Below are 13,917 nucleotides of genomic sequence, written 5' to 3'. Positions count from 1 at the left end.
AATGATCAACGTCACCGTGTGGGGCGAGAACCGCCACGAACAAGTCGAACCGGCCGTCGCGAAGCGCTACCCGAACGGCATGCACGGGGCGATCGCCGAGGGCATCGAGGCCAACCTCGGGGAGGCCGTGACGGTGCGCACCGCCACCCTCGACGACCCCGAGCACGGCCTGACCGAGGAGGTCCTGCGCGGCACCGACGTCCTCACCTGGTGGGGCCACGCGGCCCACGGGGACGTCTCCGACGAGGTCGTCGAGCGCGTCCAGCGCCACGTCCTGGCCGGCATGGGGCTGATCGTCCTGCACTCCGGGCACTGGTCGAAGGTGTTCACCCGCCTCATGGGCACGTCCTGCACGCTGCGCTGGCGCTCGGAGCACGACCGCGAACTGCTGTGGACGGTCGACCCGACCCACCCGATCGCCCAGGGCGTCCCGCACCCGATGGTGATCGAGGAGGACGAGATGTACGGGGAGTTCTTCGACATCCCCACCCCCGACGAGCTCGTCTTCATCTCCAGCTTCTCCGGCGGGGAGGTGTTCCGCTCCGGCTGCACCTTCAAGCGCGGGTTCGGCAAGATCTTCTACTTCCGCCCCGGTGACCAGGACTTCCCGACGTACTTCCACGAGGGCGTGCGCAAGGTCATCTCCAACGCCGTCGAGTGGGCCGTCACGGTCCGCCCCGAGCGCACCGACCCCGTCCTGCTGCGCTACGACACCGAGGACTTCTACAACGGCCACGGGTACGAGGGCGCGCTCGACCCCGAGAAGCAGGAGCAGCAGTGACCCGCCTCGTGCTCGTCGGCGCGGGCGGGATGGGCCGGGCCTGGCTCGGGACCGTCCTGCGCAACCCCGACGCCGAACTCGCCGGGGTCGTCGACCTCGACCTCGACGTCGCCCGCACGGCGCTGGCCGAGGTCGAGGGCGGGGTGGCCGCCGACGTCCCCGTCGGGCGCGACGTCGTCGAGGTCGCCCGGCGCGTGGGTGCCGACGCCGTCGTCAACGTCACCGTCCCGCAGGCCCACCACCCCGTCACCACGGCCGCGCTGTTCGCCGGGTTCCCCGTCCTGGGCGAGAAGCCGGTCGCCTCCACGGTCGCGCAGGCCCTGTCGCTGGTGGCGGCCTCGGAGGTCAGCGGGCAGCCGTTCCTCGTCTCGCAGTCGCGCCGGTACAACCCGCACGTCGAGGAGTTCCGCGCGCAGGCCGCCGTCCTGGGCGACCTGGGCTCGCTGTCGACGGAGTTCTTCAAGGCCCCGCACTTCGGCGGGTTCCGCGAGGAGATGGCCCAGCCGCTGCTCGTGGACATGGCCATCCACCAGTTCGACCTCGCCCGGTACCTGCTGGACGCCGAACCGGTGTCGGTCTACTGCGAGTCCTTCAACCCGCCGTGGTCCTGGTACTCCGGCGACGCCTCGGCCGCCGCGGTCTTCGAGATGTCGACCGGGGCCCGGTACACGTTCACCGGTTCCTGGTGCGCCCCGGGCGTCGAGACCTCCTGGAACGGCGCGTGGCGGTTGTCCGGGGCGAAGGGGTCGGCCGTCTGGAACGGCGACGACCGCCCCGTGCTGGACGCCGAGGGCGAGGCGGGGGAGTTCACCGACCCCGGCCAGGAGATCGCGGGGTCGCTCGCGGCGTTCGTCGCGTTCCTCACGCGGGGGGCGCAGTTCTCCGGCGAGGTGCACGACAACGTCCTCAGCCTGGCCATGGTCGAGGCGGCCGTGGAGTCCGCGGCCACGGGGGCGCGCGTCCGGCTGGACGACGTCCTCGACCGGGCCTACGCCCGCGCCCTCGCCGACGAGCAGCGCGAGGACGTCGCGACGGCGCTCAAGGGCTGGTCGTCGGTGCGCGCTGCGCTCGGCGCCGGGCGCTGACCCGCCCGCTGCACCGGGGCGGCCCCCGGGACCGTTGTCCCGGGGGCCGCGCTGCACTACGGTGCGGGCGGTCGATGCGCATCGACGAGCACGAGCGAGGGACGAGCCGAGGGAGGTGACGAGGTGGCCGCCAACAGGAGCGCCACGGGTCGCACCGTGACGAGCAAGGACGTCGCGCGCGTGGCCGGCGTGTCCCAGAGCACCGTCTCCTACGTCATGAGCGGCAAGCGGCCGATCTCCGAGCGCACCCGTCGCATCGTCGAGGACGCCATCGCGCAGCTCACGTACCACCCGAACGCCGGGGCCCGGGCCCTGGCGAGCCAGCGCACCCAGATCATCGCCGTCGTCATGCCGTTCGACTCCGGTCTCGGCGCGACCGGGCTCATGGCGTTCATCGAGGAGATCACCCTCGCGGCCCGCGCCCGCGACCATGACGTCCTGCTCGTCACCGCCGAGGAGGGCGTCGACGGGCTGCGCCGGGTCGCCGGCCGCGCGCTGTGCGACGCCGTCGTCCTCATGGAGGTCGCCACCGACGACCCGCGGGCGGCGATCGCCCGCGAGCTGCGCGTGCCGACGCTGTTCATCGGGTTCCCCGACGACGCGGCCGGGCTGCACTGCATCGACTTCGACTTCGAGGAGGGGGCCCGCCTCCTGGTGGGCGAACTCGCGGGGGCCGGGCGGGTGACGGCCCTCACGTGGGGCCCCGGGACGGTGGACCGCGGCCTGAACTACGTCCCGCGCTTCCGGACCGCCGCCCACGAGGCGGCGGTGGCCGCCGGGGTCGCCCTGGACTGGGTGCCGCTCGAGCGCGACCGCATCGAGGAGCAGGTCCGGGCCGTCCTCGCGAGCGGGACGCAGGCGCTGCTCGTGACGGCCCACCTCAACCGCGTCGTCCACGCGGTCCAGGAGGCGGGGTTGCGTCCGGGTACGGACCTCGACCTCGTGGCCCTCGCCACCGACGTCGAGGCGACGGGTTTCACCGTCCCGCTCACCGCCGTCTCGACGCACCCGCGCGACGTCTCCCGGCAGGCCATGACGTGGTTGTTCGAGCTCCTCGAGCAGGGCACGGGACCCGCGCAGGTGCGGCGCGTCCCGGCCTTCGTGAGCCGCCGCTCCTCCGTCCGGCCGGGGACCACCCCGCACGTTCCGCAACCCTGAACCGGTTAGTACGATCCGCACGAGCACGACCGACGGCACGACCCCACGATCCGACGACGACGTCCCGGGAGGACCAGCCCGCATGTCCGCTGACCAGAACGCTCTGCCGGAACTCGGGGTCGCCGTCGTCGGCCACTCCTTCATGGGTGCGGTGCACTCGCACGCGTGGCGCAGCGTCGACCACGTCGGCACGCCCCGGTTCCGCACCAGGCGCGTCGCGCTCGCGGGCCGGGACCTGTCCCGCGCGCAGGCCGCGGCCGCCCAGTTCGGCTGGGACGAGGGCGTCGACGACTGGCGCACGCTCGTCCAGCGCGACGACGTCCAGGTCGTCGACATCCTCACGCCGGGCGACTCGCACGCCGAGATCGCCATCGCGGCGCTCGAGGCCGGCAAGCACGTCATCTGCGAGAAGCCCCTGGCCAAGACGGTCGAGGAGGCGCAGCGCATGACCGAGGCGGCGCAGGCCGCCTCCGCCCGCGGGGTCCGCAGCATGGTCGCGTTCAACTACCGCAAGGTCCCCGCCATCGGGCTGGCCCGCCAGCTCGTCGAGCAGGGCCGCCTCGGCGAGCTGCGCCAGGTGCGCGCCGTCTACCTGCAGGACTGGATCGTCGACCCGGAGTTCCCGCTCACCTGGCGCCTGCAGAAGGACCGCTCGGGTGCCGGCGCGCTGGGCGACATCGGCTCGCACATCATCGACGCCGCGCAGTTCATCACCGGCCAGCGCCTCACGGGCGTCTCCGGCACCGTCGAGACGTTCGTGAAGAAGCGCCCGCTCGAGGCGACCCGCACCGGCACCAACACCGGCCTGGGCGCCGAGGCGTCGACCGAGTACGGCGACGTCACCGTCGACGACGCCGCGGTGTTCTTCGGCCGCGGTGACGGCGGGGCGCTCATGACGTTCGAGGCGACGCGCATGGCGCTGGGCCGCAAGAACGGCATGCGCATCGAGGTCAACGGCTCGAAGGGGTCGATCGCGTTCGACTTCGAGTCGATGAACGAGCTGCACTTCTTCGACGGGACGCTGCCGGACGCCGAGAACGGCTTCCGCCGCATCCTGGCCACCGAACCCGAGCACCCCGGCGTGTCGAACTGGTGGCCCGCGGGCCACGGCCTCGGCTACGACCACCCCTTCGTGCACGAGCTGCAGGAGTTCCTCGGGGCGATCGCCGACGAGCGCGACCCCTCGCCGAGCTTCGCCGACGGCCTGCAGGTGCAGCAGGTCCTGGAAGCGGTGCAGCGCAGCGCCGAGAACGACTCGAAGTACACGAGCATCTGAGGAGATCGACGATGGCCGAACCGCTGAAGACCCCGCGTCCCGTCACCCTGTTCACCGGCCAGTGGGCCGACCTGCCCTTCGAGGAGGTCTGCCGCCTCGCCTCCGAGTGGGGTTTCGACGGCCTCGAGATCGCCACCTGGGGCGACCACCTCGACTCCACGCGCGGGGCGAAGGACGACGACTACATCGCGCAGAAGAAGGCGACGCTCGACAAGTACGGCCTGAAGGTCTGGACGATCTCGGCCCACCTGTCCGGCCAGGCCGTCTGCGACCTCATCGACCAGCGCCACCAGGACATCGTCTCGGTCGACGTCTGGGGCGACGGGGACCCCGAGGGTGTTCGCCAGCGTGCCGCGGAGTACGTCAAGGACACCGCCCGCACCGCGGCCCGCCTCGGCGTGAAGACCGTCACCGGCTTCACCGGGTCCTCGATCTGGCACACCGTCGCGATGTTCCCCCCCACCCCCGACTCCATGGTCGAGGCCGGCTACCAGGACTTCGCGGACCGGTGGAACCCGATCCTCGACGTCTTCGACGAGGTCGGGGTGAAGTTCGCCCACGAGGTGCACCCGTCCGAGATCGCCTACGACTACTGGACGACGAAGCGTGCGCTGGAGGCCATCGGCCACCGCGAGGCGTTCGGCCTGAACTTCGACCCGTCGCACTTCGTCTGGCAGGACCTGGACCCGGTCGGGTTCCTGCGCGACTTCGCCGACCGGATCTACCACGTGCACTGCAAGGACTCGCGCAAGCAGCTCGACGGCCGCGCCGGCCGCCTCGGCTCGCACCTGGCGTGGGCGGACTCCCGCCGCGGCTGGGACTTCACGTCCGTCGGCCACGGCGACGTCCCGTGGGAGCTGATCTTCCGCGAGCTCAACAACATCGCGTACGAGGGCCCCACGAGCGTGGAGTGGGAGGACGCGGGCGTCGACCGGCTCCGCGGGGCGCCGGACGCCCTGGCCTTCGTCCGCCGCCTCGGTGAGCTGTTCCAGCCCCCGGCCGCCGCGTTCGACGCGGCCTTCAGCTCCAAGGGCTGATCCCGGGCCCGGTTCAAGGCCCCCACCCGCTCGGCCGATGAGACCTGTGGTGCGTCCCGCTCCGGCGCACCGCAGGTCTTCGCGCTGAGGGAGGGTGCACCCGTGCCGTCGGACTCCGGACGCCTCGTCGAGGCACCCGGTGAACCCGCGCTGCTGCGCGGACCCTGGCGTCGGCGCGCCGTCTTCGTGGTCCTCTTCTCGGCCACGGTGCTGCTGGGACGCAGCGCCACCGCGGACGGGGCGCACCTGGCCATCGTCTGGCCGGCGGCGGCCGTGGGCCTGCTGTGGCTGGCCGGCTCCCCGGGCGGGCGGCACCGCCTCCTCGACGGGTTCCTGCTGGTCCTGCTCACGGTGGGACTGCGCGTCCTGACCGGCATGCCGGTGGCCGAGTCGGTCCTGCTGGGGTTGGCCGCGCTGGTGCAGGCCGTCACGGGGGCCCGCAGCCACCGCCGCCTCGAACCCGCCGGCTTCCGGCTCAGCACCCCCGCGCACCTGCGCTCCCTGGCCGTCTCCGCCAGCCTGGGGGCGCTCGCCTCCTCGCCCGTGGCGGCAGCGGCGTTCGCCGTCGCCGGGGTGCCCGTCCCGCTGGCCACCGGCCAGTGGCTGCTGCGGACCGGCGTCTCCACCTTCCTCGTCCTGGCCGTCGTCCTGCGCACCGCCGAGCGGCGTCCCGACGCCCCGGGCTCGACGGCCGGACTGCCCGAGCGGGCGGCGATCCTCACGGCCGCCGTCCTCACCTACGGCCTGACCTTCTGGCTGCTCGACGGGGCTCCCGTCGCGTTCCTCGTGATCCCCGTGGCCGTGTGGGTCGCGCTGCGGCGCACGACGACCGCGGCGACCGTCCACGTGCTCCTCGCCGCCGCCGTCGTCGTCGCGGCGACGTGGGCGGGGCGGGGACCGTGGGCCGACCTCCCCCCGGACGTGCAGGCGGTCTGCGCCGAGGCCTTCACGGGTGTCCTGGGGTTCCTCACCCTCGTCCTGGCCCTGCACCGCGACGAGAGCGTCGACAACGCCCGGCACGCGGCGGAGCAGGCCGACCTGCTCTCGGCCGTCTTCTCCTCCATCTCCGACGCGGTCTGCGTCTTCGACGCCCGGGGCGACTCGATCCTGCGCAACCCGGCGGCGGAGCGGCTGCTCGGCGGGTCGCGGGCGACGCGCGGGGACTGGGGGCAGCGGATCGCCTTCGCCCACCCCGACGGCACCCCGCACGCCGACGGCGAGGTCCCGATCGCCCGGGCGCTGCGCGGGGAGAGCGTCGACGGCGAGGACCTGCTCTACTCCTCCGTCCGGCACCCCGAGGGCGTCCTGCTCAACGCCAGCCTGCGTCCGCTGCCGCACGTGCCCGGTGTCCCCTGGAGCGGCGGCGTCGTCGCGGCCTTCCACGACGTCACCGAGGTCCGGGCGGCGGCCGAGCGGGTCGCGCAGGCGCACGAGCTGCTGACCGGGGTGCTCGCCGCGGCCACCGAGCACGCGATCGTCGCCGTCGACACGTCCGGGACGACCACGGTCTTCAACGAGGGCGCCGAACGCATGCTGGGCTGGACGGCCGCCGAGGTCGTCGGCACCGACTCGGCGCAGTTCTTCGTCGCCGAGGAGCTGCGCGCCGCCGCGGCGGCCGAAGGGCTGGACGACCCCCGGCAGCTCTTCTTCCGCGTGGCGCGCGAGGGCGCCCGGACCGCGCGCTTCTCGTTCCGCCACCGCGACGGGAGCACCTTCCCCGTGAGCCTGACGACGACGGCGCTCGTCGGCGCCGACGGTGCGGTGCAGGGCTTCATCGGGATGGCCACGGACATCTCCGAGCTGGAGGACTCCGAGGCGCTGTTCCGCAGCGCGCTGCAGGCCGCTCCCGTGGGGATCGCGCTCGTGCGGGCCAGCGGGGCCCAGGCGGGGCGGTTGCAGCGGGTGAACCGGTCGCTGTGCGGGTTCACGGGCCGCACGGAGGAGGAGCTGCTCGGGACGGACGTCGGGGACGTCTTCCTCGGCGGGGAGACGTGCGACGAGCTCTTCGCCGACGTGCTGAGCGGGTTCGTCCCGGAGGCGCGGCTCGACCTGCAGATCGCGCGGGTCGGCCGGGAGCCGCTGCGGGTGGAGGTCTCCGCGACCCTCGTGCGGCGCCGCGGCGGGGAGGTGACGCTCCTCTGCCTCGTCGAGGACGTCACCGAACGCCTCGCGGTGCAGGCCCAGCTGCGCCACCAGGCGCTGCACGACGCGCTCACCGGGCTGCCCAACCGCCTCCTGTTCCTCGACCGCCTCGAGCACGCCGTGGTGGCGGCGCGGCGCGGGACCGCGCCCGTCGGGCTGCTCTACGTCGACCTCGACGGGTTCAAGGCGGTCAACGACACGGCCGGGCACGACGCCGGCGACGACCTGCTCGTGCAGGTGGCGGGGCTGCTGGGCTCGTGCGTGCGGCCGGGGGACACCGTGGCCCGGCTCGGCGGCGACGAGTTCGCCATCGTCTGCTCCGGGACGAGCGGCGAGGAGGACCTCGTCGCGATCGGCACCCGGGTGCTCGACGCGCTGCGCGCACCGCTGACCGTGCGGGGGCACGCCGGGGTGGGGCACCAAGCGGTCGTCGGGGCGAGCATCGGGGTGCGGTGGTGCGCCGGCGAGGGGTCGGCGGCCGTGCCCGTGGAGGAGCTGCTGCGCGACGCCGACGAGGCCATGTACGCCGCCAAGCGGGCCGGCAAGGGTCGGGTCGTCGTGCACCGCGGGGCGCAGGGAACCGCGGTCGTCGGTGCTGCGTCCCACCTCTCATCCCCGAGATGACGGCCAGTGATCGAGTGGGCACGGATCGTGTGGTTCATCTCACAGGGTGACCCTGGGACGTCCACAGGACTGGTTGAGTGCGGCCCATGACGACGTCCCTCCCGCGGGTCTCCCCGCGGTCCCCCCGGCGTGCGCTGGCAGCAGCCGCGCTGAGCACCACCGTCGCCGCGCTCTCGGCCGTCGCGCTCGCCGGCCCCGCCGCGGCGGACACCCCGCCCGCGGTGGACCCCGCCGCCGTGCACGTCCTCGACCGCACCAACGCGGCCCGCGCCGCCGTCGGCTGCGGCCCGCTCGTCCTCGACCCGGCCCTCGACCTGGCCGCGCAGCGGCACACCGACGAGATGGCCGCGACCGGCTCCATGTCCCACGTCGGGGCCGACGGCAGCTCGCCGCGGACCCGCCTGGCGGCCGTCGGGGCCTTCCCGACGCGCACCGCCGAGAACGTGGCCTACGGCTACGACGCCGACGGCGTCGTCGACGCGTGGCTGGCCAGCCCGGGTCACCGCGCCAACCTCCTCGACTGCCGGCTGGCCTCCGTCGGCATCGCCGAGGCCCCCGGTGCCGCCGGCTCGTACGGGACAGGTGCCTCCGGCACCTACTGGACGCAGGTCTTCGCCGGCTGGGCCTGAGCCGGTTGGGCCTGAGCCGGCTCGACGCGCCCCGGCCACCTCTCGCGAGGCATGCTGGGGACGCGCGGAACCCCTCCGGCGCCGCCGGCGTCGGAGGGGACGGGCGTGGGGCGCGGGGAGTGGGTGCGACGGTCGTACCCGAGCGCCGGGAGGTCGTCGTGGCGGGTGCACCCTGGTGGGAGCAGTTCGATCCCGACCCCTCGCGCGGCAGCACCCCGGTGCGCGCCGCGACCCCCGGGACGGACACGCTGTCCCCGGCCGCCCCCGAGGTGCTGCAGCCCCACGAGCCTTCGCCAGGACCGGCTCCACGACCGGCACCACGACCGGCAGCACGACCCGCTCCGCGACCCGCACCACGCGTCCTGCAGGTCGTCGCCGGGGTCCTCGCCCTCGTCCTCGTCGCCCTCCTCGGCGTCCTGGCCGCCCGCACGGTCGGAGCCTCCTCTGCCCCTCCCGGCGTGCAGGAGGGGACCTCGTCCGGACCCACGAGCGCGCCCGCACCGAGCGCCACGGGCGGTCCCGCCGGGGGGACCGCCGCCGCGGACGCGGCCGCCACCGCCGAGCTCGAGCAGCTGCGCCGCAAGGGCCTGGCCGCGCACCCGCCGCGCGGTCAGTGGGTCGCCCAGCTCGCCGCCAAGAGCGCCGGGACCACCGACCCCGTGCAGACCGCGGCCAACGGGAGCAGCACGTTCTACGCAGCCGACATCCTCGCCCAGACCCGCGAGATCGCCTCCGGCGCGGCCGGGAGCGACGTGTTCGTGCTCACGACGGCCGACTTCGGTGACGGCCTCGTCGACAAGCGCGGGAACCCCTACTGGGTGACGCTCGCCGCCGGCCCGTTCGGGAGCGCCGACGACGTGCGGACGTGGTGCGCCAGCATGTTCGCCACCACCCCCGCCGCCGAGCGCGGTAACGTGTGCCTGCCGAAGCAGCTGACGCCGCCGGAGTGAGCTCGCCGGACACCCACGGGTGGTGCTGCGCTGGGTCTCACACCCGGTCCCACCGGTGGACCCGCGGGAAGCCCGGCGCGTGGTCCGTTCTCACTCCCGGCAGTTCCCGAGCGACTCGTCCCACCACACCGACAGGGGCCACGACCAGCTGCGCTGCAGCGTCTTCGCCCGACGTGCTTCGCGTCGCCGTCGTTCCCGTCGGCGGCCGGTGAGGGTGCGCAGCACGGCGACCGTCACCGGCGGCAGGAGAACCGGCCGAGCCGGTGCGGGGTCCGTCGAGAACTCGGCCCGAACGTCCGACGCCACGACACCACCCCCCGTGAGTTCCGCCCGACGAGTTCCACCCGACGAGTTCCGCCCGACGAGTTGTCCTCGATCCGGGCGCCACGCTACGGAGGTGGGACGGGCGCGGGCCACCGGGTTTCCCGCCGCGCGGTCAGTGCGCCGGAGCGAGGTGACCGGCGAGCCGCTCGTGCATCTCCGCGCTGGCGGGGTTCAGCCCGACGATGTCCACCGTCGTGCCGCGGGCGGCGTACTTGGTGGTGACCGCGTCGAGGGCCGCCACGGTGGAGGCGTCCCACACGTGGGAGTCGGAGAGGTCGATGACCACCGAACCGGGGTCGCCGGGGTAGTCGAACTGCCCGACGAGGTCGTTGGAGGAGGCGAAGAACAGCGCCCCGTGCACGTGGTACGTCTTCACCGCCCCGTCGGGGCTGAGCACGCCGTCGACCTCGACGAGGTGCGCCACCCGCCGGGTGAACAGCAGGGCCGCGACGACGACGCCGACGACGACGCCGATGGCCAGGTTGTGGGTGGCGACCACGACCACGACGGTCGCGACCATCACGGCCGTCTCGCTGCGGGGCATCCGTCGCAGGGTGGTGGGGCGGATCGAGTGCCAGTCGAAGGTGCCGACGGCGACCATGACCATGACGGCGGCCAGGGCGGCCATCGGGATGATCGCCACGACGTCCCCCAGACCGACGACCAGGACGAGCAGGAAGACACCGGCCAGGAACGTCGACAGCCGGGTGCGGGCACCGGCGCGGACGTTGATCATCGTCTGGCCGATCATCGCGCAGCCACCCATCCCGCCGAAGAACCCCGTGATGACGTTGGCCGCACCCTGGCCCCACGCCTCGCGGGTCGTGGAGGAGTGCGTGTCGGTGACCTCGTCGACGAGCTTGGCCGTCATGAGCGACTCCATGAGCCCGACGAGCGCCATCCCGAGCGCGTAGGGGGCGATGATCCGCAGCGTCTCCAGGGTGAACGGCACGTCCGGTACGCCCAGGACGGGGAGGCTGTCCGGCAGGGCGCCCTCGTCCCCGACGTTCGGGACGGCGAGGTGCGCGACCACCGTGAGGACGGTCAGGACGGCGATCGCCACGAGCGGTGCGGGGACGGCCGTCGTGAGCTTCGGCAGGAAGACCATGATCGCCAGGGCCGCCGCCACCATCGGGTAGACGAGCCACGGGACGCCGACGAGGTGGGGCACCTGCGCCCAGAAGATGAGGATGGCGAGCGCGTTGACGAACCCGACCATCACGGAGCGGGGGACGAACCGCATGAGACGCGGCACCCGCAGCAGGCCCAGGACGACCTGGAGCACGCCCGCGAGGACCACGGTGGCGATGAGGTAGGGCAGGTCGTGCTCGCGCACCACCGGGGCGATGACCAGGGCGACGGCGCCGGTGGCGGCCGAGATCATCGCGGGTCGGCCGCCGAGGACCGAGATGGAGACGGCCATCGTGAAGGAGGCGAAGAGCCCGACGCGGGGGTCGACCCCGGCGATGATCGAGAACGAGATCGCCTCGGGGATGAGGGCGAGGGCGACGACGAGGCCGGCGAGGACCTCGGTCCGCAGGACGGTCGGGGTGAAGGCGCTCAGGCGGGAGCGCAGGGTGCTGGTCACGGGCATCCGTTCGGGAGGGGCCGGGAGTCGGCGGCGAGGTCGTCCGGTCGCTGCGCGCGGTGTCCGGGAGTCACCGTCGGTGAGAACACTACCTTGACGTGAGAAGAAGGTTGCGGCTCGGTGTCGGCCGTGATCGACACAGCGTCCGGCCTCGTGACGCTGTGTCGGGGGAGTGGGTCGACCGGGTGGTGCGTGGTCGGGCCGGGGTCCCCTCCGCGGCGGTCCCCGCGGCCCGGTGGTGCGGGACCTGCAGGTCCACGACCTCGACGACCCGGGCGCCGGCCGTCGACCGGCTCCCGCGCGGGTGCCCCCGCGGCTTCCGGCAGGCTGTCCGACTCGCTGGGATACGTTGCACGGCAACGCTTCTGCCGGTCCCGGGTGAGTCCGTGCCGTCCCGTCGACCCGCGACGAGCCCGGGTCGGCTCCGGGTGGCGGTGGGTGGGGGTCCCCGGGGTGGAGCCCGGCCCCTGCGTCCCGGACTCCGCGCCCTCCCGTGCGCCCGACGGCGGCCGGTCTGCTCTTGCGGAGCCCTCGCCGGGAATCTACCTTCACGTCACGGTAGGGTTCAGGACGTCAGCAGACCTCGGGGGGAGGCGTTCGTGGACGTGGCGACGGCGACGTGACGGCGGGGCACGCTCCCGCCGCCGGCCGCACCCCGAGCGCCCTGCCCGGCCCCGACCGCTCCCACTCCTGCGCACCGCCGTCCGGCGCGTGCGGTCCACTCCGGAACGAGGTCCCGTGACCACGCCATCCAGCCCGACCGCCCTGCCGACCCCGCTGTCGGTCCACCGGACCGTCGACCGGCCGGCCGCCCGGTCTGCTCGTCACGGCGCCGCCGCGCGGGGCCGGACCCTGGCCGCGGCCTTCGACCCCCGGCACAACGCCCTCGACGTGCTGCGCCTCGCGCTCGCCCTCACCGTGGCCGTCGTCCACACGACGTACCTCGGGTTCGGCCACCAACCGCAGGTCGGGGCGACCGACGTCGGGAGCCTCGCCGTGGACGGGTTCTTCGTCCTCAGCGGGTTCCTCGTGGCGCGCAGTTGGCTGCGCCTGGGGTCCCTGCGCCGGTTCCTGTGGCACCGGGCGCTGCGGATCCTCCCGGCCTTCTACGTGAGCCTCGTCCTGACGGCCCTCGTCGTGGCCCCGCTGCTGGCGGTGCTGTCCGGACGCGGCGCCACCTCGGTGTTCTCCGGCCCGGACTCCGCCGTCGGCTACGTCACGTCCAACGGCGCCCTCCTCATGCGGCAGTTCGGGATCGCCGGCCTCGGCGACGACGGCAGCGGGTCCGTCGTCAACGGGTCGCTGTGGACGCTGTTCTACGAGGCCGCCTGCTACGGCGTCGTCGCCGCGCTCGGTGTCATCGGTGTCCTGGCCCGCCGCCGCTGGGTCGTCCTCGTCCTGCTGGGCCTGCTGTGGGCGACGACCGTGTCGGCGACCGCGGGGTTCAACCCCGTCGGCTCCGATCTCATGCTGCGGTTCGCCTTCGTCTTCCTGCTGGGGGTCGCCGGGCACCTGTACGCCGACCGCCTCGTCCTGTCGTTGCCCCTGGCGGTCACCGCCGTCGCCCTCGTCGCCGCCGGTCTCGCGCTGCTGCCGGACTACCGCGCCCTGGCCGGCCCGGCCTTCGCCTACGCCTTCCTCTACGCCGTCGTCCGGCTGCCGCTGCGCTGGCGGCCGCGGTGGGACCTGTCCTACGGCGTCTACGTGTGGCACTGGCCGATCGCGCTCGTCCTGGCGACCGCGGGCCTCGCGGGTGCCGTCGGTGCCGCGTTCGTCGTCGTCAGCCTGGCCGTCACGGCCGCGGTGGCCGCGCTGTCGTGGCGCTTCGTCGAGTCCCCGGCGCTGTCGCACAAGGACGCGGCCTGGGTCACCGGGGGCCGTGGGCGCCGCGCCTAAGCTGGCGCGGGTGAGCACGGAAGAGCACGACGACGCGACGGCCGCCGCCGACGGGGCCGTCTACCAGGTCGGGGAGGTGGCCGAGCGCGTCCGGTTGTCGCACCGGACCGTGCGGTACTACGACGACCAGGGCCTGCTGAGCGCCGCCCGCAGCGCGGGGAACTACCGGCTCTACAGCGAGTCCGACATCCAGCGCATGCTGACGATCCGCCGCATGAAACCCCTCGGGTTCAGCCTCGACGAGATGCGGCACGTGCTGGCCGTCCTGGACCGCGTCGACCGGGAGGGGGCGCAGGCTCCGGAACTGGAGCTCGAACTGCGCCGCGCCATCGACGACGTGCGGGAACGGCGCGACAAGCTGGCCGAGCAGATGGCGGGCGCGGACGACTTCCTCGCCGCCCTGCGCGCCCGCCTGCCCTGAGGGCCC

At 73.9% G+C, this 13,917-nt stretch carries 12 protein-coding genes; 10 read left to right on the top strand and 2 right to left on the bottom strand.

The genetic code is table 11. The annotated features are described in order from the left end of the window. Position 1: 1 nt before the first annotated feature. The 8 genes from AB0637_RS03055 (at position 2) to AB0637_RS03020 (ending at position 9,682) form a co-directional block, all read left to right on the top strand. A complete protein-coding gene (locus AB0637_RS03055; RefSeq protein ID WP_366169684.1) occupies positions 2 to 781 on the top strand; it encodes a ThuA domain-containing protein in 780 nt (259 codons plus the stop codon). After that, positions 778 to 1,866, top strand: coding sequence for a Gfo/Idh/MocA family oxidoreductase (locus tag AB0637_RS03050; RefSeq protein WP_366169683.1), 1,089 nt, complete (start codon positions 778 to 780; stop codon positions 1,864 to 1,866). The genes AB0637_RS03055 and AB0637_RS03050 overlap by 4 nt, the downstream gene beginning before the upstream one ends. 123 nt (positions 1,867 to 1,989) lie before the next feature. Continuing rightward, on the top strand, positions 1,990 to 3,024 hold the full coding sequence (locus tag AB0637_RS03045; RefSeq protein WP_366169682.1) for a LacI family DNA-binding transcriptional regulator: 1,035 nt from the start codon (positions 1,990 to 1,992) through the stop codon (positions 3,022 to 3,024). Positions 3,025 to 3,106: 82 nt separating this feature from the next. Next, positions 3,107 to 4,300 (top strand): Gfo/Idh/MocA family oxidoreductase, encoded by a 1,194-nt coding sequence (locus tag AB0637_RS03040; protein ID WP_366169681.1) that lies wholly within the window; start codon positions 3,107 to 3,109, stop codon positions 4,298 to 4,300. A gap of 11 nt (positions 4,301 to 4,311) precedes the next feature. Beyond that, positions 4,312 to 5,337 carry a sugar phosphate isomerase/epimerase family protein gene (locus tag AB0637_RS03035; protein WP_366169680.1) on the top strand — a complete coding sequence of 342 codons (1,026 nt, stop codon included), beginning with the start codon at positions 4,312 to 4,314 and terminating at the stop codon, positions 5,335 to 5,337. 102 nt (positions 5,338 to 5,439) lie between these two features. Further along, a complete protein-coding gene (locus tag AB0637_RS03030; RefSeq protein ID WP_366169679.1) occupies positions 5,440 to 8,103 on the top strand; it encodes a diguanylate cyclase in 2,664 nt (887 codons plus the stop codon). An 86-nt stretch (positions 8,104 to 8,189) separates the two neighbouring features. Further along, a complete protein-coding gene (locus AB0637_RS03025) occupies positions 8,190 to 8,732 on the top strand; it encodes a CAP domain-containing protein (RefSeq protein WP_366169678.1) in 543 nt (180 codons plus the stop codon). 158 nt (positions 8,733 to 8,890) lie between these two features. After that, positions 8,891 to 9,682, top strand: a complete 792-nt coding sequence (locus tag AB0637_RS03020) for a hypothetical protein (protein WP_366169677.1) — start codon at positions 8,891 to 8,893, stop codon at positions 9,680 to 9,682. A gap of 90 nt (positions 9,683 to 9,772) precedes the next feature. On the opposite strand, the gene AB0637_RS03015 is transcribed toward AB0637_RS03020, so the two are convergent. Both AB0637_RS03015 and AB0637_RS03010 read right to left on the bottom strand, forming a co-directional pair. Next, on the bottom strand, positions 9,773 to 9,988 hold the full coding sequence (locus AB0637_RS03015) for a hypothetical protein (RefSeq protein ID WP_366169676.1): 216 nt from the start codon (positions 9,986 to 9,988) through the stop codon (positions 9,773 to 9,775). 130 nt (positions 9,989 to 10,118) lie between these two features. Next, positions 10,119 to 11,600 (bottom strand): SulP family inorganic anion transporter, encoded by a 1,482-nt coding sequence (locus AB0637_RS03010; protein WP_366169675.1) that lies wholly within the window; start codon positions 11,598 to 11,600, stop codon positions 10,119 to 10,121. 732 nt (positions 11,601 to 12,332) lie between these two features. Here AB0637_RS03010 and AB0637_RS03005 point away from each other — a divergent pair. Both AB0637_RS03005 and AB0637_RS03000 read left to right on the top strand, forming a co-directional pair. After that, positions 12,333 to 13,490: an acyltransferase gene (locus tag AB0637_RS03005; RefSeq protein ID WP_366169674.1), complete on the top strand. Its 1,158-nt coding sequence runs from the start codon at positions 12,333 to 12,335 to the stop codon at positions 13,488 to 13,490. Between the two features lie 10 nt (positions 13,491 to 13,500). Continuing rightward, positions 13,501 to 13,911: a MerR family transcriptional regulator gene (locus tag AB0637_RS03000; RefSeq protein ID WP_366169673.1), complete on the top strand. Its 411-nt coding sequence runs from the start codon at positions 13,501 to 13,503 to the stop codon at positions 13,909 to 13,911. Positions 13,912 to 13,917: the final 6 nt, after the last annotated feature.

The organism is Kineococcus sp. NPDC059986, assembly GCF_040702905.1.
Taxonomy (GTDB): domain Bacteria; phylum Actinomycetota; class Actinomycetes; order Actinomycetales; family Kineococcaceae; genus Kineococcus.
Note: the sequence above shows the minus strand (reverse complement) of the source record. Positions and strands in the feature narration are given on the sequence as shown.

What these genes read in the sequence shown, in the direction of transcription:
- AB0637_RS03055 (WP_366169684.1), top strand. Translation starts at nt 2, where the DNA reads ATGATCAACGTCACCGTGTGGGGCGAGAACCGCCACGAACAAGTCGAA.
- AB0637_RS03040 (WP_366169681.1), top strand. Translation starts at nt 3,107, where the DNA reads ATGTCCGCTGACCAGAACGCTCTGCCGGAACTCGGGGTCGCCGTCGTC.
- AB0637_RS03035 (WP_366169680.1), top strand. Translation starts at nt 4,312, where the DNA reads ATGGCCGAACCGCTGAAGACCCCGCGTCCCGTCACCCTGTTCACCGGC.
- AB0637_RS03025 (WP_366169678.1), top strand. Translation starts at nt 8,190, where the DNA reads ATGACGACGTCCCTCCCGCGGGTCTCCCCGCGGTCCCCCCGGCGTGCG.
- AB0637_RS03010 (WP_366169675.1), bottom strand. Translation starts at nt 11,600, where the DNA reads ATGCCCGTGACCAGCACCCTGCGCTCCCGCCTGAGCGCCTTCACCCCG.